General features: G+C 60.4%; 17 protein-coding genes and 1 riboswitch. Of the genes, 2 read left to right on the top strand and 15 right to left on the bottom strand.

What is annotated here, in order from left to right; translation table 11 throughout:
- Positions 1 to 15: 15 nt before the first annotated feature.
- From cobF to cbiE, 6 genes are read right to left on the bottom strand one after another with little or no spacing between them, the layout of a single operon-like run.
- Positions 16 to 786 (bottom strand): precorrin-6A synthase (deacetylating), encoded by a 771-nt coding sequence (gene cobF / locus GOW04_RS07125; protein WP_171119446.1) that lies wholly within the window; start codon positions 784 to 786, stop codon positions 16 to 18.
- Entirely contained in the window at positions 779 to 1,507 is a 729-nt protein-coding gene (gene cobA / locus GOW04_RS07120) for a uroporphyrinogen-III C-methyltransferase (protein ID WP_171231971.1), read from the bottom strand. Before cobA ends, cobF begins: the two co-directional genes overlap by 8 nt.
- The gene (locus GOW04_RS07115) at positions 1,504 to 2,826 is read right to left on the bottom strand and encodes a cobyrinate a,c-diamide synthase (protein ID WP_171231970.1); all 1,323 of its coding nucleotides are present in this window, start codon (positions 2,824 to 2,826) and stop codon (positions 1,504 to 1,506) included. Before GOW04_RS07115 ends, cobA begins: the two co-directional genes overlap by 4 nt.
- Positions 2,813 to 3,607, bottom strand: a complete 795-nt coding sequence (cobM, locus tag GOW04_RS07110) for a precorrin-4 C(11)-methyltransferase (protein ID WP_171231969.1) — start codon at positions 3,605 to 3,607, stop codon at positions 2,813 to 2,815. The genes GOW04_RS07115 and cobM overlap by 14 nt, the downstream gene beginning before the upstream one ends.
- A complete protein-coding gene (locus tag GOW04_RS07105; RefSeq protein ID WP_171231968.1) occupies positions 3,604 to 3,984 on the bottom strand; it encodes a cobalamin biosynthesis protein in 381 nt (126 codons plus the stop codon). The genes cobM and GOW04_RS07105 overlap by 4 nt, the downstream gene beginning before the upstream one ends.
- The gene (cbiE, locus tag GOW04_RS07100; protein ID WP_171231967.1) at positions 3,981 to 5,180 is read right to left on the bottom strand and encodes a precorrin-6y C5,15-methyltransferase (decarboxylating) subunit CbiE; all 1,200 of its coding nucleotides are present in this window, start codon (positions 5,178 to 5,180) and stop codon (positions 3,981 to 3,983) included. Before cbiE ends, GOW04_RS07105 begins: the two co-directional genes overlap by 4 nt.
- Between cbiE and GOW04_RS07095 the strand changes: the two genes are divergently transcribed.
- Entirely contained in the window at positions 5,179 to 5,910 is a 732-nt protein-coding gene (locus GOW04_RS07095) for a cobalt-precorrin-6A reductase (RefSeq protein ID WP_171231966.1), read from the top strand. The genes cbiE and GOW04_RS07095 overlap by 2 nt on opposite strands.
- On the opposite strand, the gene cobJ is transcribed toward GOW04_RS07095, so the two are convergent.
- The 7 genes from cobJ to GOW04_RS07060 are packed head-to-tail and all read right to left on the bottom strand — an operon-like array spanning position 5,901 to position 13,861.
- Positions 5,901 to 6,665: a precorrin-3B C(17)-methyltransferase gene (cobJ, locus tag GOW04_RS07090; protein WP_171231965.1), complete on the bottom strand. Its 765-nt coding sequence runs from the start codon at positions 6,663 to 6,665 to the stop codon at positions 5,901 to 5,903. The two genes, GOW04_RS07095 and cobJ, sit on opposite strands and share 10 nt — an antisense overlap.
- Positions 6,662 to 7,390 carry a precorrin-2 C(20)-methyltransferase gene (locus GOW04_RS07085; protein ID WP_171206609.1) on the bottom strand — a complete coding sequence of 243 codons (729 nt, stop codon included), beginning with the start codon at positions 7,388 to 7,390 and terminating at the stop codon, positions 6,662 to 6,664. Before GOW04_RS07085 ends, cobJ begins: the two co-directional genes overlap by 4 nt.
- A complete protein-coding gene (locus GOW04_RS07080; RefSeq protein WP_171231964.1) occupies positions 7,387 to 8,016 on the bottom strand; it encodes a precorrin-8X methylmutase in 630 nt (209 codons plus the stop codon). The genes GOW04_RS07085 and GOW04_RS07080 overlap by 4 nt, the downstream gene beginning before the upstream one ends.
- On the bottom strand, positions 8,016 to 9,137 hold the full coding sequence (locus GOW04_RS07075) for a cobalamin biosynthesis protein CobG (protein ID WP_171231963.1): 1,122 nt from the start codon (positions 9,135 to 9,137) through the stop codon (positions 8,016 to 8,018). Before GOW04_RS07075 ends, GOW04_RS07080 begins: the two co-directional genes overlap by 1 nt.
- Entirely contained in the window at positions 9,134 to 12,427 is a 3,294-nt protein-coding gene (cobN, locus tag GOW04_RS07070) for a cobaltochelatase subunit CobN (RefSeq protein WP_171231962.1), read from the bottom strand. The genes GOW04_RS07075 and cobN overlap by 4 nt, the downstream gene beginning before the upstream one ends.
- A gap of 5 nt (positions 12,428 to 12,432) precedes the next feature.
- The gene (cobW, locus tag GOW04_RS07065; protein WP_171231961.1) at positions 12,433 to 13,488 is read right to left on the bottom strand and encodes a cobalamin biosynthesis protein CobW; all 1,056 of its coding nucleotides are present in this window, start codon (positions 13,486 to 13,488) and stop codon (positions 12,433 to 12,435) included.
- A gap of 1 nt (position 13,489) precedes the next feature.
- Positions 13,490 to 13,861 (bottom strand): DUF1636 domain-containing protein, encoded by a 372-nt coding sequence (locus GOW04_RS07060; RefSeq protein WP_152457464.1) that lies wholly within the window; start codon positions 13,859 to 13,861, stop codon positions 13,490 to 13,492.
- Between the two features lie 91 nt (positions 13,862 to 13,952).
- A riboswitch (cobalamin riboswitch) is annotated at positions 13,953 to 14,160 on the bottom strand.
- A 51-nt stretch (positions 14,161 to 14,211) separates the two neighbouring features.
- Here GOW04_RS07060 and GOW04_RS07055 point away from each other — a divergent pair.
- Entirely contained in the window at positions 14,212 to 14,391 is a 180-nt protein-coding gene (locus tag GOW04_RS07055) for a hypothetical protein (protein WP_171231960.1), read from the top strand.
- Here the strand turns inward: GOW04_RS07055 and GOW04_RS07050 are convergent.
- The gene (locus tag GOW04_RS07050; RefSeq protein ID WP_152459837.1) at positions 14,388 to 16,244 is read right to left on the bottom strand and encodes an SLC13 family permease; all 1,857 of its coding nucleotides are present in this window, start codon (positions 16,242 to 16,244) and stop codon (positions 14,388 to 14,390) included. The genes GOW04_RS07055 and GOW04_RS07050 overlap by 4 nt on opposite strands.
- A gap of 777 nt (positions 16,245 to 17,021) precedes the next feature.
- Positions 17,022 to 18,341, bottom strand: coding sequence for a hypothetical protein (locus tag GOW04_RS07045; protein WP_171231959.1), 1,320 nt, complete (start codon positions 18,339 to 18,341; stop codon positions 17,022 to 17,024).
- Between the last annotated feature and the right edge of the window lie 320 nt (positions 18,342 to 18,661).

The raw sequence follows: 18,661 nt of genomic DNA, 5'->3' as shown, positions 1-18,661 counted from the left end.
GAGAGTTCTGCGCAGTCACGAATCCGTGTTCGCCGCGCGCTGCTGCACGTCGCGTTTCTTCAGCAAGTAGATATCCATGATCCAGCCATGGTCGGCTCGGGCGCGGGCGCGCGTGTCAAGGATCCGCTGCGCGACTTGATCCAAAGGGCCGCTGATCAGCAGTTCTTCTTTCATGCCCACATAGGCCCCCCACCAGATGTCATACTCTGACATTCTGAGGGACTGGAACGAACATTCCCCGTCCAGCATGACGGCGACTTTCGAAGCGGTTTCAGGCCAGCCTTCCTTCCGGATACGACGCCCGGTGGTCACGACATAGGGTGCGCCCAGGTCATTGATCGGGATCGCATGAGCCGCGGTCAAAGCCTGCAAGGCCGTGATGCCCGGGATCACCCTGGTGTTGGGCTTGGGGTCCAGCCGCGCCGCAATGCGCAGCGAACTGTCATACAGGGACGGGTCGCCCCAAATCAGCAGCGCAATGTTCTGCGCCTCCGGGTGGGCCTCGATCGCCTCTTGCCAGCGCAGCGCAATGGCGTCGTGCCATTCGTCCACGCCACGCAGATAGCCGTCATCCGCCCGGCGCCTTGGGATGTCAAAATAGGCTATCCTTGGCGGTGTCTCGGTTACCCGATCAATGATGTCCTCACGCAGCCCGGCCAGATCGGCCTTGTTTTCGCCCTTGCGGGGGATCAGAATCAGATCGGCCGACCGGATCGCCTGCGCCCCCTGAAAGGTCACGTGATCCGGGTTGCCGGTGCCGATGCCAATCAGGCTCAGGTTAATCATCTTCGAACTCCGCCAGCGGCCCGTAAAGGATCAAGGCCGGAGCCGTGCCGATCTCGGATTTCAGCTGTTCGGCCAGGGCACCGATGGTGGCGCGCGTCAGCTTCTGATCCGGGGTCGAAACAGATTCAGCCATCAAAGCAGGCGTATCCAAAGGCAGGCCGTGTGAATGCAGTGCTTCTGCCAGAAGCGGGAAAGTACGTTTACCCATGAATACGACAGTGGTAGCCTGAGAATCGGCCAAGGCTGTCAGGTTCAGGTCGTCCGGCAACGCGCCACTGACGTCATGTCCCGTCACGAACTGCACCCGCCGTGCGGTCAGACGACGCGTCAGCGGGATGCCTGCAGCAGCAGCGGCAGCCACCGCAGACGGTACGCCGGGGATGATCTCGAATTCAATGCCCGCATCACGAATGGCAACAAGCTCTTCTTCAAGCCGCCCGAACATGCCGCCATCGCCGGATTTCAGCCGCACGACATGTTGGCCGGTCTGGGCGTAGTCCACTAGCAACCTGCTGACATGGTCCTGTTTGGGCGAGGGGCGACCTGCCCGTTTGCCCACGCCCACAAGATCGGCGTCCTCGCGCGCGTGGCTCAGAATCGGCCCGCTGCTGAGGTCATCAAACAAAATCGCATCGGCTTTTTTCATCCTGTCGACGGCCTTCAGCGTCAGCAGTTCCGGATCGCCGGGGCCCGAGCCGATGAAAGAGACAAATCCGCTCATGCAGTTGCCTCCGCAATCAGGTGAAAGAACGTACCTGTGACATTGCCGCGAACAGAGCCGGTCTGAGGTCCCTCTGCGCCTTCGGCATCAAACACACGGGCCAGCGGCGGGTCAGGCTGATCCACGATCGAGGAATAGTGGAACTCGTGCCCGCGCAGCGCTGCATTCCGCGCAAATCCCGGCATCGGGGCCAAAAGTTCGGCCTTGCGATAGCCTAGGTTGAATTTGCGTTTTTGGTACGACGTCACCAGCCCCAGCAGGCCAGCCATTTCATGCCGCACGCCATCCTTGTCGATCAGCGCATGACCCAGCGCCATGTATCCACCGCACTCGCCATGCACAGGCCTTGTTTCCGCGTGCTTGCGCAGACCCGCGAGGAAGGTTTGGGCAGCAGCCAATGTCCCGGCATGCAGTTCAGGATATCCGCCGGGAAGCCAGACCAGATCGGCATCCGCCGCCGGGGCTTCATTAGCCAGTGGCGAGAAGGGTAGGATTTCGGCCCCGGCGGCGCGCCAGCCTTCCAGCAAATGTGGATATGTAAAAGAAAAAGCCGCATCCCGTGCCAATGCAATCCGCTGGGCTGGAGGGCGCGGCAGCGCGTCTGACGATGGCCCAATGGGGCCTGAGGAAGCCGCCCGTTTGATCGCCTCGAGATCCACATGTTCGCGCAGAAATGCGGCATAGCCCACAATGGCGCTTTCCAGATCCGGGTGTTCGACGGCCTGGATCAACCCCAGATGCCGCTCGGGTAGGGTCAGATCGCCTCGGCGCGGAAGCACACCCAGAACCGGCAGGCCGGCGCGTTCCATCCCCATCCGGGTCAGGCGCTCGTGCCGGGGGCTGGCACAGCGGTTTAGAATGACGCCGGCAAAGGGCAGATCGGGGTTGTACATCCTGAACCCCAGCGCGGTTGCCGCCGCAGATTGCGCCTGGCCGCCGACATCCAGCACCAACACAACCGGCCAACCCATCCGTGCAGCGGTCTCGGCGCTGGACCCATGACCCAACTCACCCGGCTTGGCCACGCCATCGAAAAGGCCCATCGAACCTTCTGCCACCACGATGTCAGCGCCTTCGGCCTGCGCGGAGATCGTGTTCAACAAAGGATCGCCCATCGCCCAGCTGTCAAGATTGAACGAAGCCCGCCCAGACGCGGCTCGGTGGAAGGCGGGGTCGATATAGTCCGGTCCGCTCTTGAACGGTTGAACGGTCAGGCCATCCTCGGCCAGAGCGCGCAACAGGCCCAGCATGACCGTTGTCTTGCCCGTGCCCGAAGACGGGGCGGAAATCAGAAGGCCCGGAGGGTTAATCATCACCATGGCTCCAGCTTGACCAGGGGCTCTCGGCGCTTTGTGGGCGATAGCGGCGGTCGTAATCTTTCGAATACAGGCAGCTTTCGTCGAAACCTTCGCCCGCCAGGGCCGGACCGACCATGATCAACGCAGTCCGCGAGATGCTGTCATCCCGCGCCTCTTTGAGCGTTCCCAGCGTCGCGCGGATGATCCGTTCATCCGGCCAGCTTGCGCGATAGACCACGGCGACCGGACAATCGGACCCATAGGCCGGGGTCAGATCGGCAATGACATTTTCCAGATTGCCGATGGACAGATGAATGGCAAGTGTCGCCCCTGTGCGTGCGAAATTCTCCAACGTCTCGCCTTCGGGCATAGAAGATGCACGGCCCGGCGTCCGGGTCAGAACCACGGATTGCGCCAGCCCGGGCAGAGTAAGCTCGGTTCCCAAAGCCGCCGCAGCCGCCGCAAAGGACGGAACGCCTGGGGTTACGCTGACCGGGATGCCCATTTCCTTGAGGCGGCGGATCTGTTCCCCCATCGCCGACCAGACCGACAGGTCGCCCGAATGCAGACGGGCCACATCCTGGCCGGCCTGATGTGCGGCCTCGATCTCGGCCATGATCTGATCTAGGTCCATTGGCGCGGTGTTCACGATCCTTGCGCCTTCGGGGCAGTGGCCAAGAATTTCTTCCGGAACCAGGGAACCCGCATAAAGGCAAACGGGGCAGGATGCGATGATGTCGCGCCCGCGCAGCGTCAGTAGGTCGGCGGCGCCCGGTCCGGCGCCGATGAAATGAACGGTCATGTCTGTCCTCCGATGGCTATGGCGCAGGTCGCCAGCCGGTCGCCTGAAATCTGTCTGGGTGAAAGCAGCCGCGCGCCCGGGCCAAAAAGCTTTCCGGCGGCGGCCAATGCGGATGCTTCGGCCACGCTTCCGGTGCCATAGGTTGCGCGGCTGCGGTTCGAGCAGGTGAGTGTACGTTGACCGGCCAGATCGGCGGCGGCAACGAAATGCAGGGGAAGCGACAGTTCTTCGGCAAAGGTCGTCAGGACCGAATGACCTTCCTTGTCGGCAACGGTTGCCAGGGCGGCGACATCGTGGTTTGCGGCCGCCGTGTCAAATGCGGCGCGCAAGCTGGCAACCGTGGCAGCGGACGAGAATCCCAAACCGGCAACGATCATAGCGTCACGCTCCACTGCACGACCGGATAGGCGGATTTCCAGCCGCGGCGCGGTCCAAGCGGCGCCGACTGAGCGAGTTCGATCCGCAGAAGCTCTCCGCCCAGTTTCTCATGCCACTGGGCCAATGTGGCCTCGCTTTCCAAAGTCACGGCATTGGCAACCAGGCGGGTTCCGGACGGCAGGTTCTGGTGCAGCCAGTGCAGCAGGTCTGGATCAAGCCCCCCTCCGATGAACACCACGTCGGGCAGTTCCAACCCATCCAGTGCAGCGGGCGCGGTGCCATGGATGACATTCAGCCGATCCTGACCCAATGCATCGGCATTCCGACGAATGCGCTCAGCCCTGTCAGCACGGGGTTCAATGCTGGTCGCGGTCAGGGTCGCATCGCACATCAGCCATTCGATGCTGATCGAACCGGTGCCCCCTCCGATATCCCACAAGTGTTCGCCCCGTTGCGGAGCAAGCGCCGAGAGTGTCAGCGCGCGGATCGGGCGTTTGGTGATCTGACCGTCCGTCTCGAAGATGTGGTCCGGTTTGCCAGACGCCTTGGAAAGGGCAGGTCCTGCACCGGAAACCTCCAGACCGACGCAAACCGGATGGTCGAACGTGCCCAACAGCGCCTCGGTCAGCGTGACTGTTCTGGTGTTTTCGCGCGGACCGCCAAGCGCCTGCATCACATGCAGGGCCGAGTCGGCAAAGCCTGTCTCGGTCAGATACCGTGCCAGTTCCGCCACGGACTTTCCGTCACGCAGCAACAAGATCGCGTGCGCTCCCGGCGCCAGATGAGGACGCAAACGGGTCAGCGGCGCGGCGTGCAGGCCGAAGGTCAGGGTGCTTTCCAAAGGCCAGCCGAGCCGGGCAGCGGCCAGCGAGAAGGTGGATTGGCCGGGCAGGGCGGTCCATTCACCGGCATCGAAATTGCGCGCAATGACCGAACCCGCGCCAAACCAGAACGGATCGCCCGAGGCCAGAACAACCGTCTGGCGGCCACGCAATCCCTTCAGGATCGGCAGCCCTTCCGAGAACGGCACGGGCCATTCGACACGTTCCGCCCCTGTTTCGGGCAGCAACGACAGGTGGCGCGGCGGCCCCATGATCACTTCGGCCCGGTCCAGCACTTGACGGCTGGTTGGCGACAGGCCATCAAACCCATCTTCGCCCAGTCCCAGAACGGTCAGCCACGGAGATTCAGACATGACAACCCTCCTGATCCTTGGCGGCACGACCGAGGCCAACGCGCTGGCCAAAGCTGTTTCGCAACAAGGGATTGCGGCTGTGTATTCCTACGCTGGACGGGTGGAAAACCCGCGTCCGCGGCCCTTGCCGGTAAGGGTTGGCGGTTTCGGCGGTCCGGAAGGTCTGGCCGCCTATATCCATGAGAACGCCATCACCCATGTCGTGGACGCGACCCATCCATTTGCGGCCCGGATGAGCCGGAACGCGATCGAGGCATGCACCGCGACGCGGACGCCATTGGCCGCATTGACCCGCGCGGCCTGGGTGTCGCAGCCCGGCGATGTCTGGCGTCACGTGCCCGACATCGCTGCCGCCGTCGACGCATTGTCCGGCGATGCTCAGCGTGTCTTCCTTGCCGTTGGCCGCATGCATCTTGAAGATTTTTCGACCCAACCTCAACACAGTTACCTGCTGCGCCTTGTGGATGAGCCCGACACTTTGCCCTTGCCGAACGCAGAGGTGGTCGTCGCCCGAGGGCCGTTTACCGAAGCCGACGACCGGGCGTTGATGCAGCGCCATGGGACGCAGCTGGTCGTGTCCAAGAACGCTGGCGGCACGGGCGCGCGCGCCAAGCTGGACGCGGCGCGGGCGCTGGGCCTTCCCGTGCTGATGATCGACCGCCCGGTTCTGCCGAAGCGGACCGAGTTTTCGCAGGTCGCACAGGTTCTGGACTGGCTGTCTCATCCCTGATCCTTATCAGGGGTGAAGCGAGGGGTGTAAACGATGGGTGCGCCATCGCGCTCGATGACGCGCGTTCGGGATGACCCCACGATCACCACGGTCTGCATATCCGCCATGTCGGGCGTGGCTTCGGCCAGTGTCGAAATACGCATCTCTTCATCGGCCCGCGATACGGCGCGGGCGAACAGGATCAGACGTTCGGGCTCACACTCTTCACGCAGGATTTCCAGCGTTTTTACAAAGCCTTCCGGGCGAGACTTCGAGCGCGGATTGTAAAAGGCCATCGAGAAATCCGCCTGTGCAGCAAGGCGCAGGCGTTTTTCGATCAATGACCATGGTTTGAGGTTGTCGCTGAGGTTGATGGCGCAGAAATCATGCCCCATCGGGGCGCCCGCGCGCGCGGATGCAGCCAACATCGCCGTGATCCCCGGCAGCACATCGATCTGAAGGCCACGCCATTCCGCAGGGCCGTTTTCCAGTGCTTCGAAAACGGCCGCCGCCATGGCAAACACGCCGGGATCGCCCGAGGATACAACGACCACCCGTTTGCCATCGGCAGCCATTTGCAGCGCGTGTTGCGAGCGGTCAATTTCGACTCGGTTGTCACTGGCATGCAGTGTAAGGCCGGGGCGTTCGGCAATACGCGCTACATATGGGATATAGCCCACAACATCGGTGGCTTCGGCCAGCGCGGCTGTTACTTCTGGTGTAACAAGCGCCTCGTCACCCGGCCCCAGACCGGCAATCTTGACCCAGCCGCTCATGGTCGCCGCCCCTGACCGTGCACGACGATGATCGAGAAATACGGGGTGATCTTCTCGCAGGCTTCGGACAGCTTTGTCACCGTCTGGTTCGGCATCTGCGCATATTCCACGATCCACGCCCGGTCATACAGGCCAGCGGTCTTCAGAGCGCGCTTCACCTTGTCGATGTTGCGTCCGATTTTCATCACGACCAACGCATCGGTCAGAGCCATGCGTTCCGCCAGCGTGTCTTCGGGCAGGGTGCCAACAAGCACGGTCAGCACATCATCACCCCAGGTGATCGGGTCTCCGGTCGCGGTCCAGGCTCCGGACATGCCGGTAATGGCGGGTACAACTTCAACCGGCGCGTCTTGGCGCAGTCGGCTGTAAAGGTGCATGAACGAGCCATAGAAGAAGGGATCGCCCTCGCACAGAACAACCACGTCCTCACCCCGTTCTGACAGGGCCTTGAGATGCCTTGTGCAGTCTTCGTAGAATGCTGCCAGCAATTCGTTGTAACGCGGGTCTGTCACTGGGATCTCGGTGGTTACGGGATATTCCATCGGAAACTCGACCGCGCCTTCGGGGATCATCCCGTTAACGATCTTGCGCGCCTGACCACTGCGACCGGGTTTGCGGAAATACGCCACATGCTTTGCATTGCGCAGCAGGCGATCAGCCCTGACGCTCATCAAATCCGGATCGCCGGGGCCAAGGCCCACACCATATATGGTGCCCATCTTCATTCTGCCCGGCTTGCGATGGCGTTGATGGCCGCCACCGAGATGGCGCTGCCGCCCAGACGACCTTTGACGATGCAGGATGGCACCGGTTGCGCCTGCCACAGCGCATCCTTGGATTCCACCGCGCCGACAAAGCCAACCGGGCAGCCGATAATCGCGGCAGGGCGCGGGCAATCCGGGTCTTCCAGCATGTTCAGCAAATGGAACAGTGCGGTGGGCGCATTGCCGATGGCGACCAGCGCACCCTCCAGATGCGGCCGCCACAGCTCCAGCGCAGCGGCGGAACGGGTGTTGCTCATCTCGGCGGCCAGCGGGCGTACGCGTTCATCATGCAGGGTACAGATCACTTGGTTGTCGGCGGGCAGGCGGAAACGGGTGACACCTTCGCTGACCATGCGCGCATCACACAGGATCGGTGCGCCATTTTCCAAAGCAGTGCGGGCCGTCTGCACGAAGCCGGGCGAGAAATGCACGAACTCTTCCAGTCCGACCATGCCCGCGGCGTGGATCATGCGAACGGCAACCTGCTCTTCATCGGCATCAAAACGGGCCAGATCAGCCTCGGACCGGATGGTGGCAAAGCTTTCCTTGTAGATCGCCGCGCCATCGGTTTCGTATGTATAGGGCATCAGGTGAAGTCCATAGTCATGAGTGTTTCCGGGTCGAGCCCGCGTTGGCTGGGCTCATCCCCTGCGCGGCCCTGTTTGACAAGATCAAATCGTCCGTTTGCGCCCACCAATGTGATGTCGGCAGGACCCATGCGAGCGCATCCCTTGCTACAGCCTGAAACATGGAGGCGTCCGGACACCCGCGAAGCCAACGCCCGGGCGATGTCGCGCGTCTCGGCCTGCGCCTGCGGGCAGAACGGTGCGCCGGGGCAGGCGTCGGTGGTCATCAACGGATCGGTTCCATCTTCGACAAAGGCCGGGGCAGGTATCGCCGCCCCGCCTTCCAGCAGGATCAGCCGCCACGGGGTGACGCGCAGGGCGCAAGCACCGCTGTCCTCGATCAGGTCATACAGCTTGCGCGCAGGCAGCGACCCAAAAGCCGCGCCGTACAGGGCACCCAGTTCACAGCGGCCCGGTTGAAGCTTTGCGCCAACAGAACCGGGCGCACATCCCTGCCATTCCTGCGGCAGGGCGTCGATGACACGCGCCATGCGGCGTGTCTCGGGTGTGTAGGTTTCGGCAAACCACATTGCCAGCGCGATCACGTGATCAATGGCGTCGGTCTCGGTCACGCTCCGCCCGGTTGCGCACCCGTCAGCGCGCAGGATCAGGCTGCCTGCACCGGATTCCAGGCGAATATCGGCCGAATCCGACGCCAGCAGACGTTCGGGGCCGGTGTCGATTGCAAAGCCGAACTTTGCCGGCAGGGCCGGCAGCTCCGCAAGCCGGTCAATCAGTTCATGGGTCAGTCGAGCAGTCAAATCGCCCGCCTGATAGAGCGGTGTAACCAGAATATTGCGGCGTATTTCGATACCGGGTTCCGCATCCAGCAGGTTCAGCGCGGCAAGCTCTTTGAGCAGAGGCTGATGGTCTTCCTCTTCCACGCCCCGCAATTGCAGATTGGCGCGATTGGTCAAATCGATCGAGCCGTTGCCAAAGCGGTCAGCCAGATCGCACAGTCCCAGTGCCTGATCGGCGTCCAGACGCGCCAGCCGGGGCCTGACCCTGACGACCAGACCGTCACCGGAAATCATCGGACGATGGGCGCCCGGGCACCAGCCCTGAACAATTGGTGCACTCATCTCAATTCCTCCAAATCAGCCCGGATAGAGTTCCGGCGCGTGTTCCAAAGCCCGGCCTCAAGAAGCGCGCGAAACCGGTCCTGCATGGCCTGGCGCGCTTCGGGGTTGGCCTCTTGCAGGAACGCGTCGACCTCTTCGTTGCCCAGCGTGGCATAGTGGTAGAGGTCAAAAAGATGCGGTGCGACCGTGCCGGACAGATGCGCGAAAGAGGCCATATGATCCAGCGTTGCCGCGATTTCAGCCGCCCCCCGGAAACCATGGCGTTGCATTCCGGCGATCCAGCCGGGGTTGGCGGCACGGGCGTGGACGACTCGGCTGATTTCTTCGCGCAAAGTACGGGCACGCGGTTTTTCGGGGTTGGTGTTGTCCAGATGGTACAGCTGCGCGGTTCCGCCGGCGATCTTCTTGGCGGCGGCAAAACCCGCCTCGTGTGTGGCATAATCGTTGGCCAGAAGAAGATCGGTTTCGGTCAGGTCCTGCAAGTGGACAAAGCTGTCCGCATTTGCAACGCGTTGGGTGATGCCGTCCTTGTCCTGCGAGATGTGTTCGCCTTCCAATGCAAAAGAGCTGGCCTCAAGCCACGCTTCACCGGCCTGCGCACGGGCCTCGTCGGTATACACTTCGGAAAGTTCGGTCATATTGACGCCATAGCTTCCGGGCGCAGGTCCATAGACCCGCGCTGCCGGCTCCTGCCCGGCATAGGGGTTCCAATCCCTTGCCTCATCGCGCGCGGCCAATGCGCGAACCGCTTGGCCAAACAAGGCGGACAGCGTCGGGAAAACATCCCGGAACAGGCCCGAAACCCGCAAGGTCACGTCCAGGCGCGGGCGGCTCAGGTCGGTAATCGGCAGAACCTCGATGCCGGAAACCCTCTCGGACCCTTTGTCCCACACGGGTTTGACGCCCAGCAGGTGCAGGGCCATGGCGAATTCCTCGCCCGCCGTGCGCATGGTGGCTGACCCCCACAGATCGACGATCAGCCCCTTCGGGTAATCGCCTTCTTCCTGAAGATGGCGCCGCACCAGTTCTTCGGCCAGTTTCACACCCTGAGCATAGGCCGCACGGGTCGGAACCGACCGCGGATCGGTGGTGTAAAGGTTCCGCCCGGTGGGCAGAACATCTGACCGGCCACGATAGGGGGACCCTGAAGGCCCGGCATCAATCCGCTTGCCTTCGAGCGCTTTGATCAGCGCGTCGCGTTCGGCGTGGGCCGAAGGAGCCGGATCGAAACTGCCCGTCACCTCGGGCACGCGCCCGAAGATGTGCAGCCCGTCGCCAAACTGGCTTTCCTTGATGTCACAGACAAAGCGGTCGATGCGGGTGATGGCCTCGGCGGTGCAGGTTGCCTGATCGAGGCCAAGATCGCTTTCCAGCCCTATCGCCTGCGCCTCATCTCGGATATCTTCCTGCAAGCGATCGCGGCGTTTGGGGTCAAGCCCGTCGGCGTTGGAAAACTCATCCAGCAGCGATTCAAGCCGCACCATCCGATCCGGCGTGCCGCTGTCCTTCATCGGGGGCGGGATGTGGCCCAGCGTGACGGCTCCGATCCGGCGCTTGGCCTGCGCGGCCTCGCCCGGGTCGTTCACGATGAAAGGGTAGATCACCGGCAGATCGCCGATCAGCGCCTCGGGCCAGCAAGCGGCTGACAAGGCGACCGATTTTCCGGGCAACCATTCCAGCGTTCCATGCGCGCCGATATGGATCAGCGCATCCGCACCCAAGCCTTTGCGCAGCCACAGATAGAAGGCGACATAACCGTGGCGCGGGGTGCGCGAGAGGTCATGATAGTCGTCATCCCGCAGCTCGGGCGTGCCGCGTTCGGGTTGCAGCGCGACCAGCGCCTTGCCGCGCCAAAGCGCGGTGAAATGGAAGGCCCCATCGGCACAGGCCGGATCATCTTCGGGCGCGCCCCAAACGGTGTGCAGATCAGCGCGCAGGGTCTCGGGCAATTCCGCAAGCGCATCCTGATAATCCCCAAGCGACCACGAAATCCGTGCGTCCAGAAGAGTGTCGGCAATCGGCTCGCCAGTCGCGATGTCGTAGCCTTCTTCGTCAAGATCGGACAGCATCGCCTCGGCCGAGGCCAGCGCGTCGAGGCCAACCGCATGGGCCATCTGCCAGTCTTTGCCGGGATAGGTGGACAGGACCAACGCAGGAATCTGATCTGCCTTGGGTTTGTCGTTCAGTGCAAGCCAGCCCGATACACGGTCGATGATCGCTTCGATCCGGTCCGGTTCGGGCCGATGTGCAAAGCGCGCGTATTCCAGATGCGGATCGCGTTTGCCGGGTTCCTTGAAAGACGCGATTCCTGCTGAGATCCGTCCATCCACCTCGGGCAGTACCACATGCATGGCAAGATCGGCGGGGGACAAACCGCGTTCCGCCTGGGCCCAGGCTTTGCGGCGCGAGGTGGCGAGAGCGACCTGAAACACCGGCACGCCTGCCGCGTCCAGAGGCGACGTTCCCGACGCGCCTTTTCCCGAAAACGACGTGGCGTTGACAATGGCCGATGGGTTCAGCGCAACAACCTGTTCCCGCAACCAGTCGGCAGCCACGGGCGCCTTGAGAGACGGGGCAAACAGGCCCACCGCCGCGTATCCACGGGCGCGCAGGCTGCGGATCAGGGCGGCGATCGGGGCGGTGTCTGCCGAGGTCAGGTAAGCGCGGTAAAAGGTGACGAGGATTCGTTTGGCCGTGCCTTCGAACGCGGTTTCCACCGGGATTACGCCGCGATCCGGACACCACGTGCCACATTCGGGCAAGGTCTTGGCGCCCATCACCGGAGCGGCATAAAGCCCCGCCGCCAAAGCCATCTGTGCCAGCGCCGCCTGTGCCGCGACCTCGCCGCCGGTATCGCACAGATGCGCCAGACGTCGCAGGGTCGAGACCGGCAGGGTGGAATAGTCATCCAGCCGCGTGTCCTCGCGCCCGTCAGCGGGCAGCACCGCCAGCGCGATGCCCTTGGCCTGCGCCAGCGCCAGAACCTGCTGCAACCCATAAGCCCAGTAGGGCACCCCGCCGATCAGACGGATCAGAATGCCCTTGGCGCCCTCGAGCGTTTGTTCGACATAGGTATCGACCGACAACGGGTGTTTCAGCGCCGTCAAATTCGCCAGCCGCAGGGTCGGCATTCGCCCTTCCGGTCCGCCACCACGATGCCAGCCCGCCGCGAAAGCACCCAGATCGCTGTCCGAAAAGGACAGCACCACCAGATCCGCCGGGCTCTGGCCCAGATCGGTTGGGGTCTCGGTTTCCTCGAGCCCGTGGCTTTCGCGGAAGACGACGTGCATGTGTCTTACTCGGCAGCCTCACGCACACCCACGAGGATTTCGCGGATTTCCGCCTCTTTGATATCGTCATGCTCGGCGATGACGACCAGACGCGAACGGCGTTCTTCACCGGGTTCCCACGGGCGGTCATACTGGTGACGCACGCGGGCACCCACTGCCTGAACCAGCAGGCGCATGGGTTTGCCCTGAACGGCGGCATAACCTTTGACGCGCAGGATGTTCAGCTCATTGGCCAAGCGTTCGATATTGGCGACCAGTTGGGCCGGATCGGTCTGCTCGGGCAGCTCGACGATGATGCTTTCGAAATCGTCATGCTCGTGATCGTGATGGCCGTCGTGATGCGAGGGTCGGGCGTCCATGTCATCCTCGGCGGCGGCTTCCAGACCCAGCACAACGCGCACGTCCACGGCACCTTCGGCCACTTCGACGACGGGCAGGGGGCGCGGCGCCTCGGCGGCGATGATCTCGCGCGCTTTGGCCACGCCTTCGGGGCCGGCGAGGTCGGGCTTGGTCAGCAGGATGATGTCGGCGCACGAGATCTGATCCTCGAACACCTCGGACAGGGGCGTTTCGTGGTCGATCGAGTCATCGGCCATGCGCTGGGCGTCCACCGCTTCGACATTGGGCGCGAAACGGCCTGCGGCCACAGCCTCGGCATCGGCCAAGGCGATCACGCCGTCGACGGTGATCTTCGAGCGGATGTCAGGCCAGTCGAATGCCTTGAGCAGCGGTTTCGGCAGGGCCAGACCGCTGGTTTCGATCAGGATATGATCCGGGCGCGGCTCCAACGCCATCAGGGCCTCGATGGTGGGAATGAAATCATCTGCCACGGTGCAGCAGATGCAGCCATTGGCCAGTTCCATGATGTTTTCCGCCGGGCAATCAGGAATGGCGCAGGATTTCAGGATGTCGCCATCGACGCCTACATCGCCGAACTCGTTGACCACGACGGCAAGGCGCTTGCCCTGCGGGTTCTGCATCAGGTGACGCACCAAAGTGGTCTTGCCCGAGCCCAGAAAGCCGGTGATCACTGTGACGGGGAGTTTTTCGAGGTTCGACATGTCAGGCTCCAATCGGGGGAATGCGCGAGGCACAGTTCTTGCGAAAATGTTCGGGGCGTTCGCGCCATTTCACCAAACCATCTTCAGTGGCCAGATACTTGGTCGCGCCGTCGACGATGACGTCGACATGATCTGTTTCGTTCAGGTTTTCATACACGAAGGTCCAGCGGCCCGGCCCGCGCAACACGATCGAACAGCCTTGATCGCAGTTTGACAGGCATTCAACGGCTTTCAGGGTGACACCGTCGGGCAGGTCTGCCTGTTCCAGGGCCTTGTGCAACAAAGCGCCCGGGCGTTGCGCGTCATCTTCGACAGGCAGGCCGCGACGGCAGGTGGTACAGACCAGCAACTCGACTGGTGCGGTCTCGGTCATGTCTCTCATCCCCCCAAATCCTCTTCGCGGGGGACGGGGTTTCATGCGGGCCACGATTGGTCATGGACCCGACACCGGAACACCCCGCCCGGTTTCAACTTCGGTTGTTGGCAGGTCTCCCGGCTTGCGGATGCCAGAGGCGGGCCTCTGTCGGATGTCCCGCCTTCCCGGCTTTCGAGCCAGTGGCATTGGGCATCCTCTCCGTTCACGGTCGCGGGGGCGGCTGCGTTTGGCGGCAAGACCGTTGACGCATTCCCTTTTCATCGGCTGTCACCGACACCAACGAAAGGGACATGCGGCACCGCTGGCCTGCTTGTCAAGCGAGTCGCGCGCAACAATTATGCAGAGGCATGGAAAGCGACCTGTGGGCGTCGATGGGCGGCATGGTGTGCCGGGACCCAGCCCGAGATGGGCCGGACGACGAACGGTATCTCAGCAAGGGGCGTAGACTATGGCCAACCGGTGCCTCGACTGAACCTGTCCAGATGATGGGTAAAGACCACCGAACACCCCGGATACTCTTGCGCTAATAGATGACGTTTATCATGAGCAGCGAGACGACCAGAAACAGCGCCGTCATTATTCCGCCGGAGCGGACGAAATCCATCACCTTGTATCCGGCCGGACCCATGATCAACGCGTTTACCTGATGGGTTGGGATGATGAAGCTGTTCGAGGTCGATATGGCGACCGTCAGGGCAAAGACGGCTGGGTTTCCACCCGCCGCCACCGCAATTGATACCGCCAGAGGCACCAGCAGAACCGTGGCCCCCACGTTGGACATGACCAAAGAAAAGGCCGTCGCCAGAACGGCGATGCCGGTTTGCAGCGACCAGAGCGGCCAGCCGTCCAGAATTATCATGATCTGCTGCGCGATCCACGCGGCCGTGCCTGTGTTCTGCACGGCTTGTCCCAAAGGTATGAGGCAGGCGAGCAGGAATACGGTGTTCCATCCGACCGCGCGGTATGCCTCGTCCACGCTGAGCACACGGGTCAGCATCATGCCCACCGCGCCGGTAAGAAGACAGAGTGAAAGCCGGACATCCGTGAACAGGATCAACGACAGCGAAATGGCGAAGAATGCCAGGGCCCAGCCGACTTTTTGCGGCCGCAGCTCGTCCTGAGGAAAGTCCGTCGTCACGACGACGAAATCCGGATCTCGTTTGATCCGCATCAGGTTGTCCCATCTGGTATGTGCCACAAGCATGTCGCCCGCCTGAAACTTTTCGAGCCCGATCTGAGTGGATTCGTGATCCTCGGTCTCGACATGGCTCAGCGTCTCTTCGCCGCGGTGAATGGCCAGCAGCGACATCCCGTAGGTCTTGCGAAACAAAAGCTCGCGGGGGCATTTGCCGATCAGCTTGCTGTCGGGCGTGATGACCACCTCGGCCACGCCTGCATTGGTTGGGGCGAACTCTTCGACGAAAATGTCCAAATCCGGAAGAACGGTCAGCCCGTATTTCTCGGCGAACTTCTCGACCTCCCAACGGCGGCCGACGATGGCCAGCCGACACGGCGCTGCTATTTCCGCTGTCAAAACCTGAACCATCGAGGTTTTGCCGCGATAGAAGGTGGAAATGATGTACAGGTGGTTTTCGTGGTTGATGTCGGCCAGAATCTCGCCGACCAAGGGGCTGTCCTCGGGCACCACGACTTCGAACACATCGGCTTTGAGGCCATAGACCCTTTGCAGGTATTCCTGTGTCCCTTGTCCGGTACCCGTATTGTCAGGTCCTTCAGCCTCGGGCAAAACCCAGCGTCCCAACAGCAGAAAGTAACCAATTCCCGTCAGGATCAGAACCGCACCGATCGGCGTGACCGAGAACAGGCCGAAGGGCTCCATTTTCTGAGAGGCCGGCAGATTGTCATTTGCCGTCAGGATCAGATCGTTCAGCAGGATAAGAGGAGACGACCCCACCATCGTCATTGTGCCGCCCAAAATGGCGCAGAATCCCATCGGCATGAGCAGGCGCGACAGCGGTATGCCCGACCGTGTGGAAATTCGGCTGACAACCGGCAGAAACAGAGCAGCGGCGCCGACATTCTGCATGAACGAGGATATGACGCCAACGGTGCCGGAAATGATTGGTACAACCCTGCCTTCGGATTTGCCGCCGTATTTGAGGATGACGGCAGCCACCTTGTTCATGATCCCCGTCTTGTCCAGACCGGCCCCGACGATCATGACCGCAATGATCGAGATGACGGCATTGGATGCGAAGCCGTCGAACAGAAGGGTGACATCCGCCAGATTTCCCAGCCCGGGTGCGTAGCTGAGCAAGCCTATGAGAACCAGAACCAATATGGCGGAAAGGTCGATCCTTATGATCTCGGAAACGAACAGAAAAACGGTGAAAGCCAGCAGGGTGCAAACGACCCCCATCTCGAAGGTAAAGGCAATGTGTTCCACAATACGTCCAGAACTTTTTCTTTGTTAGAGTCCTAGTTCATCCTTCCCGAGTTGTCATGAAGTTTCGTTTTTCGGCGATGGTGAGACATAATATTGCTCAAGGGCTGTTGTTTGAGCAATGCTTTCGGGAACCCCGTTTGACGAACACGTCAGAAAGAAGGATTGGACAAATTGCATGAGGCAGCCTGCACGTTTCGAGCGGGTGCGATGCCGTTCCAACCAAGTCGAAGCAGCACAGGTAATGGCAGGTCAATTCCAGCCATGGACGACAGACAATCCGACAGCTTTGTTTGCGGCACCATTCTGCCGCTGCCTGAACCGCTTAAAGGGCCTGCTTGGCCGTCCCTGATCGCAATCTGACTACAAGAATGGTATACATCTGAAAGGGCCGGAACAATGGTTCAGGTCACCAATTCTGAACATTTCGAGATGAAGATGCCAAGGAAGTACGGCGAGGTGTTGCCTGAACGCAAGCTGGCGGCATATGCCAAGAATGCTCGCAGTCGGATGGAACAGAACCAGATCGCAACACGAAAAATCCAATAGTTGGTTGGATATTGAACCTCGAGGAGGGAAAAAGTACCGCAAGTCATTGGAGGTACTGGAGGCGAGTACCTGTTTTGAAATCGAACCGCTTTTTCAGAAAAACATATTTAAAACAAAATCTTGGATTTGGTCGAGCCGTGCTGCACAGGGGAAATGTTGCGGGATTTGTTGCGGGATAGCTCGACCTAGTTTTTCTCTCTCGTGCTAGGTTTTGGCTTTTAGACAGAGCATTATGAAATCAGAAAGCGTACCCCAAAGCATCTTTAGGTGTTCAGGTGAAACGCTAAAATTTGGCGAATGAACGTATCTGTTCAAGGTATCCATCGAAATAATAACGTCGCCCTGTTGAAGCTTCTTGAGTGCACCGAGGTACTTGTTGTCAATTAACCCATCGTCCAACATGTGCTGAGCTACCTTGGATATGCGAAGTGCTAGCTTATCGTTTTTGTGCACAGCGCTCACGTTCCTAACTTTCACATAATGTTCCACGCCAAGCTCAAGCAGCACGCGAAGAAGAACCGAAATAGCATTTGGATGCTGGTGAAGCTCAAGTTTGAATTGAAGCTCCTCCCATATCTCGCGAACTCTGTGCTGCTGTGCTGTCCAAGTTATACCGTGCTCAACAATTGGAATTAGATGCGGCCAGACCGTTGGTTTTGGCGGTTTTGGTGAGGGTGGTTGTGGATTTGGAGGAGTCGGGCCCGGCATTGGAGTGGGCTTGGGCTTCGGCGATGGGCTGCTGGCGGTCGGCAATATGCCTTCGCGCTCCAACTGATCAATGTACCTGAGTTTGGACTCAGCGTCCCAAATATCATCAAGTGTTACTTTACGGTTAGAGAGGTCTGACGCTACACGGCTTAGTGCCTGTAAAGCTTCCTTCTTATTTCGAATGAACTCAAAGCTGTTCTTTTTTACAGAGATTCCAAGGCGATTGCGGAGGCTTTCGGCGGACAGCAAACGGTTTAAGTTAGAACGTGGAATTTTCTGCGGTGGCAAGAGGTTTTCTTGCCGAAGGAACTTTTCAACTTCATCAGCGATGTTCAGCCCGCGATGTTTTCCTGTACGGACGACAAAGTTGTTCTTCATCCGGTCGTCCCAAGTGCTTTGACCGATACCGCTTTGAACGCCTGTGTGACGTCGAAAAAGTATGTCGTCCACTCGGTCGCGGTCATCCTCCACCCGGCATTCAATTGTATCGGGGAGCGTACCGTTCCACTCAGTTCTTAGTTTTTGAAAATACTGTTGAAGTTCGACTGTGGGTGCTCGCCTGGGTTCAGTAATGAGCTTGAGGCAGGTCGTCCGTCGGTTACCATCCGCAACTATGAACTTGCCGTCCTTGGGGTAGACTAAAGGCGGTTCGAAAATCTCGCCCTTGCTGGCTAGGTCTTTTGCGAGGTTTTTCATGTGCTGCTCTCGCAGAGCAAAAAGTTGGGCAATCGCAGCAGTTTCGTTTTCTAACTCCCCATGCCGATCGTTTGCTGGGTTCACAATAAGCGCGCTAAGCGGCAAATCTTGATATGCCATTCACAAAGTCTCATTCAAATCTTCAACTTAGAAATGTTTCCCATGCCTATGGCAAGCACGCAATAGGTGTAAATCGTCGCAAGTCACTAGGAGTGTTGTTCTTGACATCCACCAAGCGACGTAAGGTGGTTTTTGCAGCAAAAATCGTGTTGCGGGAAATGTTGCGGGATTTTTGGCGAAATTAACGGTTTGGCGCAACGTAACCAATTGAAAGCAAACAGTTTCAACGTGTTACGGGATTTAGTGATTAACTAAATGGAGGCGAGTACCGGAATCGAACCGGTGTACACGGATTTGCAATCCGCCAGTGAGGTCTGTTT

The organism is Ruegeria sp. HKCCA4812 (genome assembly GCF_013034245.1).
In the GTDB taxonomy this organism is placed as follows: Bacteria; Pseudomonadota; Alphaproteobacteria; order Rhodobacterales; family Rhodobacteraceae; genus Ruegeria.
Note: the sequence above shows the minus strand (reverse complement) of the source record. Positions and strands in the feature narration are given on the sequence as shown.